Raw genomic sequence first — 18,170 nt, forward strand, 5'->3', positions numbered from 1 at the left:
CCTGAGCTCGCTCCTACGGGACGACTTTCACCCTGGCGAAGTTGTTCGAGCCCAGGGGATTGAGCTGGAAGCCCTGCACGCCCTTGCGCAGGGCGGCGAACTGCCTGGGGTGGGCCAGGGGAATCCACGGCGCCTGTTCGTGGAAGATCGCCAGGGCCTGGCGATAGAGCTCGGCGCGCTTGGCGGGCTCGGTGATGGCGCGGGCCTGGCGGATCAGTTCGTCGAATTCCCCGTTGCACCAGCCGGCCTGGTTCTCGCCCGACTCGGCCGCCGCGCAGGACAGGTTGGGGGTGAGGAAGTTGTCCGGGTCGCCGTTGTCGCCCGCCCAGCCCATGAACACCAGGTCGTGCTCGCCGTTCTTGGCACGCTTGATCAGCTCGCCCCACTCGAAGACGCGAATCTCCGCCTTGACGCCGATGGCCGCCAGGTCCGCCTGGAGCATCTGCGCGCCGATTCCCGGGTTGGGGTTGGCCGGGCCGCCGCCGGGGCGGGTCCAGATGCTCAGCTTGAAGCCATCCTTGTGGCCGGCCTCGGCCAGTAGCTGGCGGGCCTTTGCCGGATCATGGGGCCAGGGGTCGAGCTTGTCGTTGAAGCCCAGCAAGGTGGCCGGGTAGGGCGCCACGGCGAGGCTGGCGTTGCCCTCGCCGAACTGTGCGCGCAGGTAGGCGCGGGTGTCGAAGGCGAGGTTGATGGCCTGGCGCACCCGCACGTCGTCCAGCGGCGGGCGACGGGTGTTGATACCGACGTAGGCGGTGAGCAGGGAATCCAGCTCGAGGATATCCAGCGCCGGGTCCTGGCGCAGGCCGGCGATGTCGGCGGGGCGCGGGTAGACGGCGATCTGGCAGGCGCCGGCCTTGAGTTGCTGCACCCGCACATTGGGATCGGGGGTGATGGCGAACAGCAGTTTCTCCACCGCAGGCTTGCCGGCCCAGTAGGTGGGGTTGGCGCGGAAGCGTACCTGGGCATCCTTGCTGTAGCGCTCGAAGACGAAGGGGCCGGTGCCCACCGGCTGCCGGTTCAGTTGCTCGGCCTTGCCGGCCTTGAGCAATTGCTCGGCGTACTCGGCCGAATAGATCGAGGTGAAGCCCATGGCCAGGTCGGCGAGGAAGGGCGCTTCGGGGTGTTTCAGGGTGAAGCGCACGCGGTGCTCGTCGAGCTTCTCGATGCTCTGGATCAGTTCGGCGAAGACCATGGATTCGGCATAGGGGAAACCACGCGGAGACAGCTTGTGCCAGGGATGCCGTGGGTCCAGCTGGCGCTGGAAGGTCCAGAGCACATCATCGGCGTTGAACGGGCGGCTGGGGCTGAACCAGGGGGTGCTGTGGAATTGCACCCCCTGGCGCAGCTGGAACTCGTAGACCAGGCCGTCGGGGCTGATGCTCCAGCTTTCCGCCAGGCCCGGCTGCAGGCGAGTGGTGCCGGGGACGAACTGCACCAGGCGGTCGAAGAGGGTTTCGGCCGACGCATCGGCGGTGGTGGCCGCGGTGTACTGGACGATATCGAATCCTTCCGGGCTGGCCTCGGTGCAGACCACCAGGGTCGCGGCCTGGGCGGCCCAGCTGAAACAGCCCAGGGCCAGCGCCAACGGGAGGGTTCGAAGCGTCTTCAACATCGCGTGACTCCTGGGCGCCGACCGATTTGGATGAACTCTACAGGAGGTTGAAGGGGAAGGTGCTGACGATGCGCAGTTCGTTGGTGCTGCCGTCTACCTGCTGCTTGCTAGCCTTGTGTTCCATATAGAGGACCCGGACGGTGCTGCCTTCCAGGTTGCCGCCGGGAACCTTGTAGTTGAGCGACAGGCCGTACTCCCGGTGACGCTCCCCGTCCATGGCGCGCACTTCGGCGTAGTTGCCATAGGCGCCGTTGCGATCGCCGCGGTAGCGGGTGCCGTCGATGCCCCAACCCTTGACGTACCAGTAGCCGGTGCTGACGCCGGGCACGCCGTACTGGCTCCAGTCGAAGTCATAGCTGAACAGCGCGGATCTTTCGTTCGGGCCGTTGTAGTCCGAGTAGCGGGAGTTGCCCAGGTGGATGGCATCGGTTTCGTTGACGTAGTCGAAGAACTCGTCGCCATGCACCCGTTGCCAGCCCAGGGTCAGGCTGTGGGCGCGGTGGGTCAGGTTGAACGCCAGGCTCCAGGAGTCGTTGTCGATGTAGCCGGCCTTGCGCGCACCCTGGTCGCGGGTCGAGTAGGCCCGCAGCTCGGTACGCAGGGCGAGCTCCTCGGGGTCGCCCAGTTCATGGGTGGCGCCGAGGAAGTGCTGGTTCCACACGTCCTCGAAACGGGCGCTGAACAGGCTCAGCTCCAATCCCTCGACCGGCGTGTGACGGGCGCCGACGTAGCTCATGCGATCGCTGCGTACCTCGCGGGTCCCGTATTCGGTGGTGAAGTCCTCGCTGCCGGCGCGGCTACGCGGGCTGACCTGGCGGAAGCTGCCGGCGTGCAGGCTGAGGCTGTCGAGCTCGAAGCTGTCGAGCGCCACGCCGTCGAAGCTGGAGGGCAGGGCGCGGTTGTAGATGTAGGAGAACACCGGTGTGTCCACTCGGAAGCGACCGGCCTTGAGCTCGCTGCGCGAGGCTCGCAGGCGCAGGTTGGCGACCCCCATCTTCGACCACTCCGCCACGCCATGGCCGTTGCTGTCGGCCAGGGTGCGATTGCCGCCGCCGGCGATGCGCCCCTTGCCCCGCTCCAGGTTCACGGCGCCGATGGCTTCCAGGTCCAGGCCGACGCCGACCGTGCCCTCGGTGTAGCCCGAGTTGTAGATGAGCCGGGTGCCTTGCACCCAGGTCCAGCGGTCCCGCGTGGGTTCGCCGCCGTCATCCTTGGGGATGGTGAAACTGAAGCTGTCCTGGGTGCGCTCGTGGGAGAAGAAGTTGCGGGTGACCAGGTCGACCTTCTGGCCCTCGACGAAGCCCCTGGCGGTGGATTGGTCTATTGCCTGCTCGGCCGCCAGGGTGGCGTTGGCGGTCAGCAAGGCCAGACCCAGCAGAGTTCCGTTGCGGGTAATCAGGTTCATGGGATGCGTTCCTCTTGTTGTTGTGTTTATGCGGGCGCGCCGAGACTCCCCGGGCCCCGTGGGCATGGCGGGATGCCGTTTGAACCCGACTGGAAATTAAGTGCTGCTTAAACTGGCAACAAGGCGCCTGCACTGCGTCAGGCTGTGGGAATTGTCTTGTCTAGCTGGGGAAATTTCCGGGGATGCGGCGCGGCGGGAGGAAGTGGGAACGCAGGAAAACAAAACGGGGCCCGAAGGCCCCGTTTTTTCAGGCGCGGCTTACTTGCCTACGCCCACTCCGTAGAAGGAGTTGAGCGCGAACGGGCTGATCTTGAAGTCCTGCACGTTCTTGCGCATCGGCTGGTAGACCGTGGAGTGGGCGATCGGGGTGATCGGCACCTGGTCCTTGAGGATGTGCTGGGCCTGTTTGTACATCTCGGTACGCTGGGCCTGGTCCGGGGTCGCCTTGGCCTGCTTGATCAGCTTGTCGTAGCCGGCGTCGCACCACTTGGAGAAGTTGTTGCCGTCCACGGCGTCGCAGCCGTAGAGGGTGCCCAGCCAGTTGTCCGGGTCACCGTTGTCGCCGCTCCAGCCGATCAGCATGGCGTCGTGCTCACCGCCCTTGGCGCGCTTGATGTATTCGCCCCACTCGTAGCTGACGATCTTGGCCTTGATGCCCACCTTGGCCCAGTCGGCCTGGAGCATTTCGGCCATCAGCTTGGCGTTGGGGTTGTACGGGCGCTGCACCGGCATGGCCCAGAGGGTGATCTCGGTGCCTTCCTTGACGCCGGCGGCCTTGAGCAGTTCCTTGGCCTGTTCCGGGTTGTAGCCGGCATCCTTGATGCTCTCGTCGTAGGACCACTGGGTCGGCGGCATGCCGTTCACGGCCAGTTGGCCGGCGCCCTGGTAGACGGCGTCGATGATGGCTTTCTTGTTCACCGCCATGTCCAGCGCCTGGCGCACTTCGAGCTTGTCGAAGGGCTTGTGGGTGACGTTGTAGGCGATGTAGCCGAGGTTGAAGCCCGGCTGCGACGGCATGTTCAGGTTCGGGTCCTTCTTCAGCGCGTCCAGGTCGGCCGGACGGGGGAAGAGGGTGACCTGGCATTCGCCGGCCTTGAGCTTCTGCATGCGCACGGAGGCGTCGGTGTTGATGGCGAAGATCAGGTTGTCGATCTTCACGTCACCGGGCTGCCAGTAGTCCTTGTTGCCGGCGAAGCGGATCTGCGCGTCCTTCTGGTAGCGCTTGAAGACGAAGGGACCGGTGCCGATGGGCTTCTGGTTGATGTCGGCGGCCTTGCCGGCCTTGAGCAACTGGTCGGCGTATTCGGCGGACTGGATGGAGGCGAAGCTCATGGCCAGGTTCTGGATGAAGGCCGCATCCACGCCGTTGAGGGTGAACTTGACGGTGCGGTCGTCGACCTTCTCCACCTTGGCGATGTTGGCGTCCATGCCCATGTCGGTGAAGTAGGGGAATTCGGTGGGGTACGCCTTGCGGAAGGGATGGTCCTTGTCGAGCATGCGCTGGAAGGTGAAGAGCACGTCGTCGGCGTTGAACTCGCGGGTCGGCTTGAAGTAGTCGGTGGTGTGGAACTTCACCCCGGGGCGCAGGTGGAAGGTGTAGATGAGGCCGTCGGGGGACACGTCCCATTTTTCGGCCAGGCCTGGAATCACCGCGGTGCCGCCACGCTCGAACTGGGTCAGGCGGTTGAACACGGTTTCGGCGGCGGCATCGAAGTCGGTGCCGGTGGTGTATTGGCCCGGATCGAAACCGGCGGGGCTGCCTTCGGAGCAGAACACCAGATTGCTTGCGGCGCTGGCGAAGGGCGCGCTGGCGATCAGCCCAGCGGCGACAAGTGCCTGGATGACGGCGTTTTTACGCATGTTGACCTCATATTTGTTTTGTTTGTCATCGTGAGGGGCCCCTCGTGGGGGCCTTGCCAGAAACTATGCAGGGCATATGCCCGATGCAAGGGCCGGTGGGCAAAGAGTGTAGTCGGGGGAATAAAGCTGTAAGGGCGTGTCGCAATTTCGCAAATCGAGACCAGCTGGTGGGGAGGGCGCCGCCTCGTTGCAAGGCGGCGCCCGGTCAGGCTCAGGGCATCTGCACTTCGATGGTGCCGTCGGCGCTGACGCTGACGCGGCTGGTGCCGGCTTCGATCTCGGACACGGCGACGCCATCGGCCATGCCCTTGGCGGCCATGCTGCGCATCATGATCGGCTGCGGCGGCTGGAAGCCCGCGCTGTTCAGGCTCAGGCTGACCAGCTTGTAGCCTTTGCCGCCAACGGCGTTGGTGGCCAGCTGGGCGCGGGCCTTGAAGGCATCCACGGCCAGCTTGATCAGCTCGTCTTCATGGGTCTTGCGGGTTTTCTCGGCGATGCTGAAGTTCATGCCGGACATCTTCAGGTCACCCTGCAGGTCGGCCACCAGCTGCGACAGCTTGGCGAAGTCGGCGCTTTCCAGGTTCAGCTCGGCGCGCTCGCGCCAGGTGGTGATCTTCTGCCCCTGGTTGTCATACACGGGGAAGCTGTGACGGCTGCCCAGGCTGACGGTGACGCCCTCGACCTTGTTGGCCTTGGCCAGGGCGCTGTTGAGGGCGCTGGTGATCTCGTTGGCGAGCTTGGCCGGGTCGGTGTTCTGCGACTCGCTGAAGAGGGTGACGTTCATCAGGTCATGGGCCACGTCATGGCTGACCTCGGCACGCAGGGAAACCTGATTGAAGCGTTGCTCGGCCGTGGCCTGGGTCGAAACGGCGACGAGGCTGGCGGCGCAGAACGCGAGGGCGACGAAATGCTTGAACTTGGACATGGGGGCTCCTTGTGGGACTTTGTTCCGCGCGGATCGCGCAGAGATTTCCGTGTTGGACGAGGGTAGACGACCATTCGGGTTAAGCGCGGCAATTGACCCTGATTCGGCACCGTTGTTCCAGAAGCTGCTGGCAGTTTGATCTTGGCGCGACAAGTATGGCCTCGCTGCGGCGAGTTGCCGCATGGAGGCGGGCCGGGGCGCGCCTTGGTTATACTCCGCCGATTCCAGGGAGTACCCATGCTCGAACCCGTACAGTTACTGTCCGCCAGCCGCCAGAATCTGCTGCGGCTGACCCTGATCCGCATACTCGTGCTGGCCGCCCAGGCCGGCTCGGTCGGCCTGGCCTACAAGAGCCAGCTGCTGCAATTACCCTGGCTGGCCCTGAGCCTGACCCTCTGCGTCTCGCTGGTGCTTTGCGTCGGCACCGCTGTGCGGCTGCGCGGGCCGTGGCCGGTCACCGAGCTGGAGTACGCCGTGCAGCTGGGCCTGGACCTGGTTATCCACAGCGTGCTGCTGTACTACTCCGGGGGCTCGACCAACCCCTTCGTTTCTTATTACCTGGTGCCGCTGACCATTGCCGCGGCCACCTTGCCCTGGCTCTACACCACGACGCTGGCGGGCCTCGCGCTCGCGGCCTACACCCTGCTGCTGGTGCTGTTCCATCCGCTGGAAATGCCCACCGGCCAGCGCGAGTCGCTGCTGATCTACGGCATGTGGCTGAGCTTCGCCCTGGCCGCGGCGCTGATCACCTTCTTCGTCGCGCGCATGGCCGAGGAACTGCGGCGCCAGGACCAGTTGCAGGCGGTCCGCCGCGAGGAAGGCATGCGCGACCAGCAACTGCTGGCCGTCGCCACCCAGGCCGCCGGTGCCGCCCATGAGTTGGGCACGCCGCTCGCGACCATGAGCGTGCTGCTCAAGGAGCTGCGCAGTGAATACCGCGACAAGCCCGGGCTGCAGGACGACCTGGCGTTACTGCAGGAACAGGTGAAGCTGTGCAAGGACACCTTGCAGCAGCTGGTGCGCGCCGCCGAGGCGGATCGCCGCCAGGCGGTGATGGAGCAGTCGGTGATCGAGTGGCTGGAAGTCACGCTCAACCGCTGGCACCTGATGCGCCCGGAGGCCACCTATCGCTACCAGTGCCTCGGCCTTGGCACCGCGCCCCGGCTCAAGCCGCCGGCCGACCTGACCCAGGCCCTGCTCAACCTGCTCAACAATGCCGCCGACGCCTGCCCGGAAAAGCTCGATATCCGCGTCAACTGGGACCACCAGTGGATGGTGCTGACCATCCGCGACCACGGGGCCGGCGTGCCCCTGGCCATCGCCGAGCAACTGGGCCGGCCCTTCTTCACCACCAAGGGCAAGGGCTTCGGCCTCGGCCTGTTCCTGAGCCAGGCCAGCGTTACCCGTGCCGGCGGCACGGTTAAACTTTATAACCATGAGGAAGGCGGTACCCTGACCGAGCTGCGCCTGCCGCGCAGCTACGGCGTCGCCTGAGTGCCTTGACGAAGAGGAAGCGAGATGACTGACGAACCCCTGATCGAAGGCGAAGAGCAACCCCACCTGCTGCTGGTGGACGACGATGCCACCTTCACCCGCGTCATGGCGCGGGCCATGGCGCGCCGTGGGTTGCGGGTATCGGTCGCCGGCTCCGCAGAAGAGGGGCTGGTGCTGGCCAAGGACGACCTGCCCGACTACGCGGTGCTGGACCTGAAGATGGACGGCGATTCCGGCCTGGTGCTGCTGCCCAAGCTGCTGGAACTGGACCCGGAGATGCGCGTGGTGATCCTCACCGGCTACTCGAGCATCGCCACCGCCGTGGAAGCCATCAAGCGCGGCGCCACCAACTACCTGTGCAAGCCGGCCGACGCCGACGACGTGCTGACCGCGCTGCTCTCCGAGCATGCCGACCTGGACAGCCTGGTGCCGGAAAACCCGATGTCGGTGGACCGCCTGCAGTGGGAGCACATCCAGCGAGTGCTGGCCGAGCACGAAGGCAATATCTCCGCCACCGCCCGCGCCCTGGGCATGCACCGCCGTACCCTGCAGCGCAAGTTGCAGAAGCGTCCGGTACGGCGCTGAGCCGGTTCTTGTGGGGGCGAATTTATTCGCCAAGGGACACGTAGTGTCCCCCTGCAAGTCGGCGGGGCAGACCTTCGGCCTGCTTGGCGAATGAATTCGCCCCTACAGATAGTCGATCCTGAAGACCTCGCGAAAGCCTTTTTCCCTTCGCAATTGGTATCCTTAGCCGCCTAACTATCCCGTGCCAAGGTTCGCCAATGCTCGCCGTCGTCCAACAGACCTTCAGCATCACCGCGCCGGTGTTCTCCATGCTGTTCCTGGGCGTGGGCCTGAAGCGCCTCGGCTGGATCGACACCGCCTTCATCAACACCGCATCGAGCCTGGTGTTCAAGGGCACCATGCCGACCCTGCTGTTTCTCGGCATCGTCCAGGCCGACCTGCGCACCGCGTTGCAGCCGGCGCTGATCGGCTACTTCGTCGCGGCGACCCTGGTGTGCTTCCTGGTCGGCTGGGGCTGGGCCATCCTGCGCTGTCCGGCCGCCGATCGCGGCATCTATGCCCAGGGCGCGTTTCGCGGCAACAACGGCATCGTCGGCCTGGCCCTGGCCACCAGCATGTATGGCGACTACGGGCTGTCGGTGGGCAGTATCCTCGGGGCAGTGGTGATCCTCAGCTACAACACCCTGTCGGCCATCGTCCTGGCGATCTACAGCCCGGACGCCAAGAGCGACCCGCTGAGCCTGGCCAAGAGCATCATCAGCAACCCCCTGATCCTCGGCGTGCTGGCGGCCATGCCCGTGGCCTACTGGCAACTGCCGCTGCCGGCCTGGCTGATCACCTCGGGCGAGTACTTCGCGCAGATGACCCTGCCGCTCGCGCTGATCTGCATCGGCGGCACGCTTTCCCTGGCGTCCCTGCGTTCCAGCGGCAAGGTCGCCATCAGTGCCAGTCTGATGAAAATGGTCTGGCTGCCGATCCTGGCAACCCTGGGCGCCTGGCTCTGCGGCTTCCGCGATGCCGAACTGGCGATCCTCTTCCTCTACTTCGCCAGCCCGACCGCCGCCGCGAGCTTCGTCATGGCCCGTGCGGTGAATGCCAACCACGAGCTGGCGGCGGCGATCATCGTGATCACCACCCTGGCGGCGGTGGTGACCACCAACGTGGGGCTGTTCCTGCTGCAGTGGGCCGGCTGGATCTGAGAGCCCATTCACGATCCGGACGTAGGATGGGTTGAGGTACGAAACCCATCATGCGGGGTTGATGGGTATCGCTCCGCTCAGCGGAACGCCGCCCGACCCATCCTACGTGTGTCCGTCCGGCGGTTGTCAGGCCTGCTGATGGGCGTCGATGACTTCCTGGGCGGCGCGGAAGGCGTCGATGGCGGCCGGTACGCCGGCGTAGACGGCGCAATGCAGCAGGGCCTCGCGGATTTCCTCGACGGTGCAGCCGTTGTTCAGGGCGCCGCGCACGTGGCCCTTGAGTTCCTGCGGGCATTTCAGTGCGGTGAGGGCGGCCAGGGTGATCAGGCTGCGGGTCTTGCGGTCCAGGCCTTCGCGGTTCCACACGCCGCCCCAGGCATGTTCGTTGACGAAGTCCTGCAGCGGCTGGGTGAATTCGGTGGCATTGCCCAGGGCGCGGTCGACGAAGGCGTCGCCCATGACTTCCCGGCGTACCTGGAGGCCGGGCTTGCGTGCTTCAGTCATTGTCTTTTCTCCAGTCAGTCGATGGTTTCCACCCGCACCAGTGCCACGCCGGCACGCAGCATGCCGAGGCGCTCGGCGGCCTCGTGGGAGAGGTCGATGATGCGGCCTCGGGTGTGGGGGCCGCGGTCGTTGATGCGTACCACCACCGTGCGGTCGTTGTTGAGGTTGGTCACCTTCACCCGGGTGCCGAAGGGCAGGGTACGGTGGGCGGCGGTGAGGGCGTGCTGGTCGAAGCGCTCACCGCTGGCGGTGCGCCGGCCATGGTGCCGGGAGCCGTAATAGGAGGCCTTGCCTTCGGCGCGGTAGCCGTGGGCGGACTCGCTCCCGCCACCACTGAAGGGGCTGGTGCTGCAGCCCGCCAGGAACAGGGCGAGCAACGGAAGTGCGAGCAGGGTGCGGAACATGCCGAATACCTCGGACAAGAAAACGCCGGGCAAGCCCGGCGTCGTCGATGGCTGGATCAGCTTTCGAGTTTCTTCTTCAGCAGATCGTTCACCTGGCCCGGGTTGGCCTTGCCCTTGGACGCCTTCATCGCCTGGCCGACGAAGAAGCCGAACATCTTGCCGCGCTTGGCTTCGTCGCTGGCGCGGTACTGTTCGACCTGCTCGGCGTTGGCGGCGAGCACTTCGTCGAGCATCGATTCGATGGCGCCGGAGTCGGTGACCTGCTTCAGGCCTTTCTTCTCGATGATCTCGTCGGCGGAACCTTCGCCGGCGGCCATGGCCTCGAAGACCATCTTGGCGATCTTGCCGGAGATGGTGTTGTCCTTGATGCGCAGGATCATGCCGCCCAGGTGCGAGGCGCTGACCGGCGACTGCTCGATCTCGAGGCCGTCCTTGTTGAGCAGGCTGGAGAGCTCGCCCATCACCCAGTTGGCCGCCAGCTTGGCGTCGCCGCAGACGTTGTTCACGGCTTCGAAGTAGTCGGCCATTTCGCGGCTGGCGGACAGCACGCTGGCGTCGTAGGCGGACAGGCCGAACTCGCTCTGGAAGCGCTCGCGCTTCTGGTTCGGCAGCTCCGGCAGCTGGCTACGGACTTCGTCGAGGAAGCTCTTCTCGATCACCACGGGCAGCAGGTCGGGGCAGGGGAAGTAACGGTAGTCGTTGGCTTCTTCCTTGCTGCGCATGGAACGGGTCTCGTCCTTGTTCGGGTCGTACAGGCGGGTTTCCTGTACCACCTTGCCGCCGTCCTCGATCAGCTCGATCTGGCGCTGGACCTCGTGGTTGATCGCCTTCTCGATGAAGCGGAAGGAGTTGACGTTCTTGATCTCCGCGCGGGTGCCGAACTCGGCCTGGCCCTTGGGGCGCACCGAGACGTTGCAGTCGCAACGCAGCGAGCCTTCGGCCATGTTGCCGTCGCAGATGCCGAGGTAGCGCACCAGGGCGTGGATCGACTTGACGTAGGCCACGGCTTCCTTGGCGCTGCGGATGTCCGGCTCGGAGACGATCTCCAGCAGCGGGGTGCCGGCGCGGTTCAGGTCGATGCCGCTCATGCCGTGGAAGTCTTCGTGCAGGCTCTTGCCGGCGTCTTCTTCCAGGTGCGCGCGCGTGATGCCGATGCGCTTGACGGTGCCGTCTTCCAGGGTGATGTCGAGGAAGCCCTTGCCGACGATGGGGTGGTCCATCTGGCTGGTCTGGTAGCCCTTGGGCAGGTCCGGGTAGAAGTAGTTCTTGCGGGCGAAGATGTTCTTGTCGGCGATCTCGGCATCGATGGCCAGGCCGAACTTCACCGCCATGCGTACCGCTTCTTCGTTCAGCACCGGCAGGGTGCCGGGCATTCCGAGGTCAACCAGGCTGGCCTGGGTGTTGGGCTCGGCGCCGAAGGTGGTGGCGCTGCCGGAGAAGATCTTCGATTGGGTGCTGAGCTGTGCGTGGATTTCCAGCCCGATCACTGTTTCCCATTGCATGTGAGTCGTCCTCAGAATCCGGCCGGTGCGCGTTTGTGCCAGTCGGTCGCCTGCTGGTACTGGTGGGCGACGTTGAGCAGGCGGCTTTCCTGGAAATAGGGTGCCAGCAGTTGGACGCCGACCGGCAGGCCATCGACGAAGCCGGCGGGCATGGAGAGGCCCGGCAGGCCCGCCAGGTTGGCGGTGATGGTGTAGATGTCTTCCAGGTACTGGGCGACCGGGTCGTTGTTCTTCTCGCCGAGTTTCCAGGCCGGGTTGGGCGTGGTCGGGCCGAGGATCAGGTCCACCTCGGCGAAGGCGGCGGTGAAGTCGTTCCTGATCAGGCGGCGGATCTTCTGCGCCTTCAGGTAGTAGGCGTCGTAGTAGCCGGCGGACAGCGCGTAGGTGCCGACCATGATGCGACGCTTCACTTCGCTGCCGAAGCCTTCGGCGCGGGAGCGCTTGTACAGGTCTTCCAGGTTCTGCGGGTTCTCGCAGCGGTAGCCGAAGCGCACGCCGTCGAAACGCGACAGGTTGGAGGAGGCTTCCGCCGGGGCGATCACGTAGTAGGCGGGAATCGCATGCTGCATGTTCGGCAGCGAGACTTCCTTGACCGTGGCGCCGAGCTTCTTCAGCTCTTCGACTGCGGCCAGTACGGCGTCGGCGATGCGGCTGTCGAGGCCGGCACCGAAGTATTCCTTCGGCAGGCCGATGCGCAGGCCGGCCAGCGGCTGGTTCAGGCTGGCGAGGTAGTCGTCCACCGGCGCGTCGACGCTGGTGGAGTCCTTCGGATCGAAACCGGCGATGGCGCCGAGCATCAGGGCGCAGTCCTCGGCGGTGCGAGCCAGCGGGCCGCCCTGGTCGAGGCTGGAGGCGTAGGCGATCATGCCCCAGCGGGAGACCCGGCCGTAGGTGGGCTTGATGCCGGTGAGGTTGGTGAAGGCGGCCGGCTGGCGGATCGAGCCGCCGGTGTCGGTGCCGGTGGCGGCGGGCACCAGGCGCGCGGCGACGGCCGCGGCGGAGCCGCCGGACGAGCCGCCGGGGACGCGATCGAGGGCCCAGGGGTTCTTCACCGCGCCGTAGTGGCTGGACTCGTTGGAGGAGCCCATGGCGAACTCGTCCATGTTCAGCTTGCCGAGGCTGACCGCGCCGGCGGCCTTGAGGCGGGCGACCACGGTGGCGTCGTAGGGCGCCTTGAAGCCGTCGAGGATCTTCGAGGCGCAGCTGGTCAGCACGCCTTCGGTGCAGAACAGGTCCTTGTGGGCGATGGGGGCGCCGAGCAGGGCGCCTTGCTCACCGGCGGCGCGCCGTACGTCGGCTGCCTTGGCCTGTTCGAGGGCCAGGTCGTCGGTGATGGTGATGAAGCTGTTGAGTTGCGGGTCGAGCTGATGGATGCGCGCCAGCAGGCCGCGGGTCAGCTCTTCGGCGGAGAATTCCTTGGCGGCCAGGCCACGGGCGATCTCGGCGAGGGTCAGTTGATGCATGGGGAACCCTTTCCTTATTCGATGACTTTGGGCACGAGGTACAGGCCGTTTTCGACGGCCGGTGCTATGGCCTGGTAGGCGTCGCGGCGATTATCTTCGCTGACGCGATCGGCGCGCAGGCGCTGGGTGGCGTCGAGCGGGTGCGCCATGGGTTCGATGCCGTCGGTGTCGACCGCCTGCATGGCGTCGACCAGGCCGAGGATGTTGTTCAGGGTCTCGGTGGTACGCGGGATATCGGCCTCGTTCAGGCCCAGTCGGGCGAGATGGGCGATTTTTTCCACGTCGGAGCGTTCAAGCGCCATCGGGGGTCTCCAACTAGAAGCGGCCTGCGTGGGCAGTCGACCGTGCGGGAATCGAGCGGGGAACGGTGCTGCGAACGAGCGGTCAAAGGCCGCGATGATGGGCCTTGCCGGCCCGGAAAAACGAGCAATTTAACATATCGGCGCCTTGCCCAAAATCCCTGTCATTGATAGAGTTTGCCGCACTTTTTTACCCACGCGTTGCCTAGGGTCCCTCTCCCATGTTCAAGAAACTGCGTGGCATGTTTTCCAGTGATCTGTCGATCGACCTGGGCACTGCCAATACCCTGATTTACGTGCGCGAGCGCGGTATCGTCCTCAACGAGCCTTCGGTTGTAGCCATTCGTAACCACGGCAACCAGAAGAGCGTGGTAGCCGTCGGCACCGAAGCCAAGCGCATGCTGGGTCGTACGCCGGGCAACATTTCCGCCATTCGTCCGATGAAGGACGGCGTGATCGCCGACTTCAGCGTCTGCGAGAAGATGCTGCAGTACTTCATCAATAAAGTGCACGAAAACAGCTTCCTGCAGCCGAGCCCGCGCGTCCTGATCTGCGTGTCCTGCAAGTCCACCCAGGTGGAACGCCGCGCCATCCGTGAATCGGCCTTGGGTGCCGGTGCCCGCGAAGTCTTCCTGATCGAAGAGCCCATGGCCGCCGCCATCGGTGCCGGCCTGCCGGTGGAAGAAGCCCGCGGCTCCATGGTCGTGGACATCGGTGGTGGTACCACCGAGATCGCCCTGATTTCCCTGAACGGCGTGGTCTACGCCGAATCCGTACGCGTCGGCGGCGACCGTTTCGACGAGTCCATCGTGACCTACGTGCGCCGAAACTACGGCAGCCTGATCGGTGAATCCACCGCCGAGCGCATCAAGCAGGAAATCGGCACCGCCTTCCCGGGTGGCGAGATCCGCGAGATCGACGTTCGCGGCCGTAACCTGGCCGAAGGCGTACCGCGCAGCTTCACCCTGAACTCCAACGAAGTTCTGGAAGCCCTGCAGGAATCCCTGGCGACCATCGTCCAGGCGGTCAAGAGCGCCCTGGAGCAATCCCCGCCGGAACTGGCTTCCGACATCGCCGAGCGTGGCCTGGTGCTGACCGGTGGTGGCGCGCTGCTGCGCGACCTGGACAAGCTGCTGGCCCAGGAAACCGGCCTGCCGGTGATCGTCGCCGAGGACCCGCTGACCTGCGTTGCCCGTGGTGGCGGCCGTGCCCTGGAAATGATGGATCGCCACGCGATGGATCTGCTCTCCACCGAGTAAGGTCGGAGAGCTTCGCTGCCATAGGAGCGAGCCATCAAGCCGCTATTCACCAAGGGACCTTCGCTCGGCGTGCGCCTGCTGGTGTTCGCCGTGCTCTCGGCTGCGCTGATGGTGGTCGATGCCCGTTTCGACACCCTCAAGCCCATGCGCAGCCAGATGGGCCTGGTTCTCACGCCTTTCTATTGGCTGGCTGACCTGCCGGTGCGCGTCTGGGACGGGGTCAGCGACCAATTCACCAGCCGCAGCACCCTGATCGCCGAGAACGAGAAGCTCAAGGCCGAATCCCTGCTGATGCAGCGCCGCCTGCAGAAGCTGGCGACCCTGACCGAGCAGAACGTGCGCCTGCGCGAGCTGCTCAACTCGTCCGCCCTGGTGGACGAGAAGGTGCTGGTGGGCGAGCTGATCGGCGTCGATCCCAACCCCTTCACCCACCGCATCCTGATCGACAAGGGCGAGAAGGATGGCGTGTTCCTCGGCCAGCCGGTGCTCGATGCCCGTGGCCTGATGGGCCAGGTGGTGGAGGTCATGCCCTATACCGCCCGCGTCCTGCTGCTCACCGACACCACCCACAGCATCCCGGTACAGGTGAACCGCAATGGCCTGCGTGCCATCGCCAGCGGCACCGGCAACCCCGAGCGCCTGGAACTGCGCCACGTGGCGGACACCGCCGACATCAAGGAAGGCGACCTGCTGGTCAGCTCCGGCATGGGGCAGCGCTTCCCGGCCGGCTACCCGGTGGCCATCGTCAAGGAAGTCATCCACGACTCCGGCCAGCCCTTCGCCATCGTTCGCGCCGTGCCCACCGCCGCCCTGAACCGCAGTCGCTACATGCTGCTGGTGTTCACCGACACCCGGAGCCCTGAGGAGCGCGCCAACGCCGCTGCCAAGGCCCAGGAAGAAGCCGATCGCGAGGCCGCGGCACAGCCCGGCGCCCCGGTTGGCGCCGCGCAGGCGGCGCCCGCCCCGGCCGCTCCCGGCGCAACCCCGGCGGCGCCTGCCGCTGCACCGGCTCCCGCAGCTCCTGCAGCCCCCGCGGTTGCTCCCGCCGCGCCGGCTGCACCTGCCCAAGCGACGCCGAACCGCCCGCCGGCGACGCAGAATGCCCAGGAGAACCACTGATGGTCAGCCAGCGCTCCAACAATGGCTGGGTCATCTGGATCAGTCTGATCCTCGCGCTGGTACTCAGCGTCGGCCCGGTCCCCAGCTTCATGGAGATCGGCCGGCCGCTCTGGCTGGCGCTGTTCCTCACCTACTGGACCCTCGCCCTGCCGCATCGGGTGGGCATGACCACCGCCTGGGTACTGGGCCTGGCGGAAGATGTGCTCTATGGCACCCCCCTTGGACAGAACGCCCTTATCCTGGCGCTGATCACCTTCCTCGTGCTGACCTTGCATCAGCGCCTGCGCATGTTCCCCATGTGGCAGCAATGCCTGGTTCTGCTGGTGGTTTTCGGCCTGGCTCAACTCGTACAGCTGTGGCTCAATGCCCTCACCGGTAATCGTCCCCCAACCCTGGTCTTCCTGTTGCCCGCGCTGGTCAGCGCACTGCTCTGGCCCTGGGTATACGCCGCCTTGCGCGGTACGAGTCGCCGCCTCAACGTCAACTGATCGGTTTGCGGCCATGTCGCAAGCTTTTGTCTTCGACATGGAGAAGTCCGCATGGCCACGCTGTACCTGGCTTCGGGGTCGCCGCGCCGGCGCGAGCTGCTGGCGCAGATCGGCGTTCCCCATATCACCCTGATCGCCTCCATCGACGAATCCGCCTTGCCCGGCGAAACCGCGAACGCCTATGTCGAGCGTCTCGCCCGGGAGAAGGCCCTCGCCGGCCTCGCCACCCTGGCCGAGGCCGGTGACGCCTGCGTGCTCGGCGCCGATACGGCCGTGGTGCTCGATGGCCGCATCCTCGGCAAACCGACCGACCGTGACGACGCCCTGGCCATGCTGGCGGCGCTGTCCGGCCGCGAGCACGAGGTGCTCACGGCGGTCGCCCTGGCCGCCGGTGGCCGCTGCGAAACCCGCGTGGTTGCCAGCTGGGTGCGCTTCCGTGAAATAGCCCGCAGCGAACTGGACGCCTACTGGGCCAGCGGCGAACCCGCGGACAAGGCGGGCAGCTACGCTATCCAGGGGCTGGGCGCGGTATTCGTCAGTCGGGTAGAGGGCAGCTATTCAGCGGTAGTGGGATTACCGCTGCTGGAAACGGCGGAAATGCTCGCCGGTTTCGGCATTCCTTGTTGGCAGCACCTGGGATAGGTCAACGGCATGAGCGAAGAGATTCTGATCAATATCACGCCGATGGAATCGCGCGTGGCGGTGGTGGAAAACGGTGTGCTGCAGGAGGTGCATGTCGAACGCACGCTGCGTCGCGGCATAGTCGGCAACATCTACAAGGGCAAGGTGGTGCGGGTGCTGCCGGGTATGCAGGCGGCCTTCGTCGACATCGGCCTGGACCGCGCGGCCTTCATCCACGCCTCTGAAATCAGCAACCGCGAAGGCAGCGCGGTGGAAAGCATCAGCGCCCTGGTCCACGAGGGCCAGGCCCTGGTGGTGCAGGTTACCAAGGACCCCATCGGCAGCAAGGGCGCGCGCCTCACCACCCAGCTGTCGATCCCCTCGCGCTACCTGGTGTACATGCCGCGCACCAGCCATGTGGGTATCTCCCTGAAGATCGAGGACGAGGCCGAGCGCGAGCGCCTCAAGCAGGTGGTGGCCGACTGCATCGCCGCCGAAGGGATCGAGGAAGCCGGGGGGTTCATCCTGCGGACCGCCGCCGATGGCGCCCGCACCGACGAGATCCTCGCCGATATCCGCTACCTGCGCCGACTCTGGGAACAGATTTCCGCACAGATGCAGACCGCCCCCTCGCCCTCGGTGATATACGAAGACCTCAGCCTGGCCCTGCGCACCCTGCGCGACCTGGTCAACCCGCGCATCGAGAAGATCCGCATCGACTCCCGGGAAACCTTCCAGAAGGTCACCCAGTTCGTCGACGAACTGATGCCGGAAGTCTCCGACCGCCTGGAGCACTACCCCGGCGAGCGGCCGATCTTCGACCTCTACGGGGTCGAGGACGAGATCCAGAAGGCCCTGGAGCGCAAGGTGCTGCTCAAGTCCGGCGGCTACCTGATCATCGACCCGACCGAGGCGATGACCACCATCGACGTCAACACCGGCGCCTTCGTCGGCCACCGCACTCTCGAAGAGACCATCTTCAAGACCAACCTCGAGGCCGCCACCGCCATTGCCCGCCAGCTGCGCCTGCGCAACCTGGGCGGCATCATCATCATCGACTTCATCGACATGGAGGATGAGGAGCACCAGCGTCAGGTACTGCGGACCCTGGAAAAGCAGCTGGAGCGAGACCACGCCAAGACCAACATCATCGGCATCACCGAGCTCGGCCTGGTGCAGATGACCCGCAAGCGCACCCGCGAGAGCCTGATCCAGGTGCTCTGCGAGCCGTGCTCCTGCTGCCAGGGGCGTGGCTTGTTGAAGACCGCGGAAACCATTTGCTACGAGATCTTCCGCGAGATCCTCCGCGAGGCCCGCGCCTACCAGGCCGAAGGCTACCTGGTGCTGGCCAACCAGAAGGTGGTGGACCGCCTGCTGGACGAAGAATCGGGCAACGTCGCCGATCTGGAGGCCTTCATCGGTCGTCCTATCAAGTTCCAGGTGGAAACCATGTATTCCCAGGAACAGTACGACGTGGTTCTGCTTTGAGGC

17 protein-coding genes are annotated in these 18,170 nt (G+C 65.6%); 8 read left to right on the forward strand and 9 right to left on the reverse strand.

Annotated elements, in window-relative coordinates; genetic code table 11:
- Positions 1–13 precede the first annotated feature (13 nt).
- From PCA10_RS04950 to PCA10_RS04965, 4 genes are all read right to left on the reverse strand, one after another.
- Positions 14–1,612 carry an ABC transporter substrate-binding protein gene (locus PCA10_RS04950; RefSeq protein ID WP_016490932.1) on the reverse strand — a complete coding sequence of 533 codons (1,599 nt, stop codon included), beginning with the start codon at positions 1,610–1,612 and terminating at the stop codon, positions 14–16.
- A gap of 37 nt (positions 1,613–1,649) precedes the next feature.
- Positions 1,650–3,017 carry an OprD family outer membrane porin gene (locus PCA10_RS04955; protein ID WP_016490933.1) on the reverse strand — a complete coding sequence of 456 codons (1,368 nt, stop codon included), beginning with the start codon at positions 3,015–3,017 and terminating at the stop codon, positions 1,650–1,652.
- A gap of 258 nt (positions 3,018–3,275) precedes the next feature.
- Positions 3,276–4,877 (reverse strand): ABC transporter substrate-binding protein, encoded by a 1,602-nt coding sequence (locus PCA10_RS04960; protein ID WP_016490934.1) that lies wholly within the window; start codon positions 4,875–4,877, stop codon positions 3,276–3,278.
- A 211-nt stretch (positions 4,878–5,088) separates the two neighbouring features.
- Positions 5,089–5,802, reverse strand: coding sequence for an SIMPL domain-containing protein (locus tag PCA10_RS04965; protein WP_016490935.1), 714 nt, complete (start codon positions 5,800–5,802; stop codon positions 5,089–5,091).
- A 237-nt stretch (positions 5,803–6,039) separates the two neighbouring features.
- On the opposite strand from PCA10_RS04965, the gene PCA10_RS04970 reads away from it, so the two are divergent.
- The 3 genes from PCA10_RS04970 to PCA10_RS04980 all read left to right on the forward strand — a co-directional run bounded on the left by PCA10_RS04970 (position 6,040) and on the right by PCA10_RS04980 (position 9,020).
- Positions 6,040–7,296 (forward strand): ATP-binding protein, encoded by a 1,257-nt coding sequence (locus PCA10_RS04970; protein WP_016490936.1) that lies wholly within the window; start codon positions 6,040–6,042, stop codon positions 7,294–7,296.
- 24 nt (positions 7,297–7,320) lie between these two features.
- On the forward strand, positions 7,321–7,881 hold the full coding sequence (locus PCA10_RS04975) for a response regulator transcription factor (RefSeq protein ID WP_016490937.1): 561 nt from the start codon (positions 7,321–7,323) through the stop codon (positions 7,879–7,881).
- Positions 7,882–8,078: 197 nt separating this feature from the next.
- Positions 8,079–9,020 (forward strand): AEC family transporter, encoded by a 942-nt coding sequence (locus PCA10_RS04980; protein ID WP_016490938.1) that lies wholly within the window; start codon positions 8,079–8,081, stop codon positions 9,018–9,020.
- A gap of 126 nt (positions 9,021–9,146) precedes the next feature.
- Here the strand turns inward: PCA10_RS04980 and PCA10_RS04985 are convergent, their stop codons facing one another.
- From PCA10_RS04985 to gatC, 5 genes are read right to left on the reverse strand one after another with little or no spacing between them, the layout of a single operon-like run.
- A complete protein-coding gene (locus tag PCA10_RS04985) occupies positions 9,147–9,524 on the reverse strand; it encodes a carboxymuconolactone decarboxylase family protein (protein ID WP_016490939.1) in 378 nt (125 codons plus the stop codon).
- 14 nt (positions 9,525–9,538) lie between these two features.
- Entirely contained in the window at positions 9,539–9,928 is a 390-nt protein-coding gene (locus tag PCA10_RS04990) for a septal ring lytic transglycosylase RlpA family protein (protein WP_016490940.1), read from the reverse strand.
- A 56-nt stretch (positions 9,929–9,984) separates the two neighbouring features.
- A complete protein-coding gene (gene gatB, locus PCA10_RS04995; RefSeq protein ID WP_016490941.1) occupies positions 9,985–11,430 on the reverse strand; it encodes an Asp-tRNA(Asn)/Glu-tRNA(Gln) amidotransferase subunit GatB in 1,446 nt (481 codons plus the stop codon).
- A gap of 11 nt (positions 11,431–11,441) precedes the next feature.
- On the reverse strand, positions 11,442–12,893 hold the full coding sequence (gene gatA / locus PCA10_RS05000; RefSeq protein WP_016490942.1) for an Asp-tRNA(Asn)/Glu-tRNA(Gln) amidotransferase subunit GatA: 1,452 nt from the start codon (positions 12,891–12,893) through the stop codon (positions 11,442–11,444).
- Between the two features lie 14 nt (positions 12,894–12,907).
- Positions 12,908–13,195 carry an Asp-tRNA(Asn)/Glu-tRNA(Gln) amidotransferase subunit GatC gene (gene gatC / locus PCA10_RS05005; RefSeq protein WP_016490943.1) on the reverse strand — a complete coding sequence of 96 codons (288 nt, stop codon included), beginning with the start codon at positions 13,193–13,195 and terminating at the stop codon, positions 12,908–12,910.
- Positions 13,196–13,413: 218 nt separating this feature from the next.
- Between gatC and mreB the strand changes: the two genes are divergently transcribed.
- From mreB to rng, 5 genes are all read left to right on the forward strand, one after another.
- Positions 13,414–14,451, forward strand: coding sequence for a rod shape-determining protein MreB (gene mreB / locus PCA10_RS05010; RefSeq protein ID WP_016490944.1), 1,038 nt, complete (start codon positions 13,414–13,416; stop codon positions 14,449–14,451).
- Between the two features lie 81 nt (positions 14,452–14,532).
- Complete coding sequence (gene mreC / locus PCA10_RS05015; RefSeq protein WP_231866644.1) at positions 14,533–15,570, forward strand: rod shape-determining protein MreC; 1,038 nt, start codon at positions 14,533–14,535, stop codon at positions 15,568–15,570.
- Positions 15,570–16,058, forward strand: coding sequence for a rod shape-determining protein MreD (gene mreD / locus PCA10_RS05020; RefSeq protein ID WP_016490946.1), 489 nt, complete (start codon positions 15,570–15,572; stop codon positions 16,056–16,058). The genes mreC and mreD overlap by 1 nt, the downstream gene beginning before the upstream one ends.
- Before the next feature lie 51 nt (positions 16,059–16,109).
- Positions 16,110–16,700: a Maf family protein gene (locus tag PCA10_RS05025; RefSeq protein ID WP_016490947.1), complete on the forward strand. Its 591-nt coding sequence runs from the start codon at positions 16,110–16,112 to the stop codon at positions 16,698–16,700.
- A gap of 9 nt (positions 16,701–16,709) precedes the next feature.
- The gene (gene rng / locus PCA10_RS05030) at positions 16,710–18,167 is read left to right on the forward strand and encodes a ribonuclease G (protein ID WP_016490948.1); all 1,458 of its coding nucleotides are present in this window, start codon (positions 16,710–16,712) and stop codon (positions 18,165–18,167) included.
- Positions 18,168–18,170: the final 3 nt, after the last annotated feature.

This window comes from Pseudomonas resinovorans NBRC 106553, from assembly GCF_000412695.1.
GTDB lineage: Bacteria > Pseudomonadota > Gammaproteobacteria > Pseudomonadales > Pseudomonadaceae > Metapseudomonas > Metapseudomonas resinovorans_A.

Coding starts and splice junctions, on each gene's coding strand:
- PCA10_RS04950 (WP_016490932.1), bottom strand. CDS start 1,612: ATGTTGAAGACGCTTCGAACCCTCCCGTTGGCGCTGGCCCTGGGCTGT.
- PCA10_RS04955 (WP_016490933.1), bottom strand. CDS start 3,017: ATGAACCTGATTACCCGCAACGGAACTCTGCTGGGTCTGGCCTTGCTG.
- PCA10_RS04960 (WP_016490934.1), bottom strand. CDS start 4,877: ATGCGTAAAAACGCCGTCATCCAGGCACTTGTCGCCGCTGGGCTGATC.
- PCA10_RS04965 (WP_016490935.1), bottom strand. CDS start 5,802: ATGTCCAAGTTCAAGCATTTCGTCGCCCTCGCGTTCTGCGCCGCCAGC.
- PCA10_RS04970 (WP_016490936.1), top strand. CDS start 6,040: ATGCTCGAACCCGTACAGTTACTGTCCGCCAGCCGCCAGAATCTGCTG.
- PCA10_RS04975 (WP_016490937.1), top strand. CDS start 7,321: ATGACTGACGAACCCCTGATCGAAGGCGAAGAGCAACCCCACCTGCTG.
- PCA10_RS04980 (WP_016490938.1), top strand. CDS start 8,079: ATGCTCGCCGTCGTCCAACAGACCTTCAGCATCACCGCGCCGGTGTTC.
- PCA10_RS04985 (WP_016490939.1), bottom strand. CDS start 9,524: ATGACTGAAGCACGCAAGCCCGGCCTCCAGGTACGCCGGGAAGTCATG.
- PCA10_RS04990 (WP_016490940.1), bottom strand. CDS start 9,928: ATGTTCCGCACCCTGCTCGCACTTCCGTTGCTCGCCCTGTTCCTGGCG.
- gatB (WP_016490941.1), bottom strand. CDS start 11,430: ATGCAATGGGAAACAGTGATCGGGCTGGAAATCCACGCACAGCTCAGC.
- gatA (WP_016490942.1), bottom strand. CDS start 12,893: ATGCATCAACTGACCCTCGCCGAGATCGCCCGTGGCCTGGCCGCCAAG.
- gatC (WP_016490943.1), bottom strand. CDS start 13,195: ATGGCGCTTGAACGCTCCGACGTGGAAAAAATCGCCCATCTCGCCCGA.
- mreB (WP_016490944.1), top strand. CDS start 13,414: ATGTTCAAGAAACTGCGTGGCATGTTTTCCAGTGATCTGTCGATCGAC.
- mreD (WP_016490946.1), top strand. CDS start 15,570: ATGGTCAGCCAGCGCTCCAACAATGGCTGGGTCATCTGGATCAGTCTG.
- PCA10_RS05025 (WP_016490947.1), top strand. CDS start 16,110: ATGGCCACGCTGTACCTGGCTTCGGGGTCGCCGCGCCGGCGCGAGCTG.
- rng (WP_016490948.1), top strand. CDS start 16,710: ATGAGCGAAGAGATTCTGATCAATATCACGCCGATGGAATCGCGCGTG.